The organism is Candidatus Protofrankia californiensis (genome assembly GCF_900634765.1).
Lineage (GTDB): Bacteria > Actinomycetota > Actinomycetes > Frankiales > Frankiaceae > Protofrankia > Protofrankia californiensis.
Map to the genome: position 1 here is coordinate 1 of NZ_CAAAFT010000391.1, position 1,018 is coordinate 1,018.

1 protein-coding gene is annotated in these 1,018 nt (G+C 72.4%); it reads right to left on the reverse strand.

The genetic code is table 11. From position 1 onward, the window contains the following. The coding region (locus DD1DGNOD_RS20055) for a dihydroorotase (RefSeq protein WP_241255856.1) at window positions 1-1,018 on the reverse strand (1,018 nt) is incomplete at both ends.

A 1,018-nucleotide genomic window follows, 5' to 3' on the forward strand; every position in this document is an offset into this window, starting at 1 on the left:
GCTCCCGCCGACAGCGACAGCGACCCGGCCGCGGCCGGGTGCACGTCATACCGATGTGTGTCATGTGGATGCGCGTCATGTGGATGCGCGTCGCGGTGTCCGCTCGGCAGGCCGCCGATCCGCCCCGGGGCGATCGCCATCCGGTCGGCGAGCCCGGCCCAGTCCAGCAGCCCCGTCTCCACCATGGTCATGATTGCGATCGACAGCGCGGTCTCGAGACCGACCATGCCCGGGCGGGCGGCCATCCACTCGGTCTCCTTGTCCTGCGGGGCGTGCGGGGCATGATCGGTCGCGATGCAGTCGATCGTGCCGTCAGCGAGCCCCGCGCGCAGCGCCTCGACGTCCGCCGCGGTCCGCAGCGGCGGATTGACCTTGTAGACCGGGTCGAAGGAGCTGGCCAGATCGTCGGTGAGCAGCAGATGGTGCGGGGTGACCTCGGCGGTGACCCGCCAGCCCTTGGACTTCGCCCACCGCAGGAGCTCCACCGAGCCGGCGGTGGAGACGTGGCAGACGTGCAGCCGGGATCCCACGTGGCCGGCGAGCAGCACGTCCCGCGCGATGATCGCCTCCTCGGCGGCGGCCGGCCAGCCGAGCAGGCCGAGCCTCGCCGACACCACCCCCTCGTTCATCTGCGCGTCCTCGGTCAGCCGGGGCTCCTGGGCATGCTGGGCGATCACTCCGTCGAACGCTTTGACATACTCCAGCGCCCGGCGCATGAGCACGGCGTCGGACACGCAGTTGCCGTCGTCGGAGAACACCCGGACAGCCGCGGCCGACGACGCCATCGCACCGAGTTCGGCGAGCCGAACGCCCCGCAGCCCCTCGGTCACCGCACCCACCGGACGCACGTCACAGTGCCCGGCGTCCCGCCCGAGCCGCCAGACCTGCTCGACGACTCCGGCGGTGTCCGCGACGGGCTCGGTGTTGGCCATCGCGAACACGGTGGTGAAACCGCCCAGCGCCGCCGCCCGGGTTCCCGAGGCGACGGTCTCGGCGTCCTCCCGGCCCGGTTCCCGCA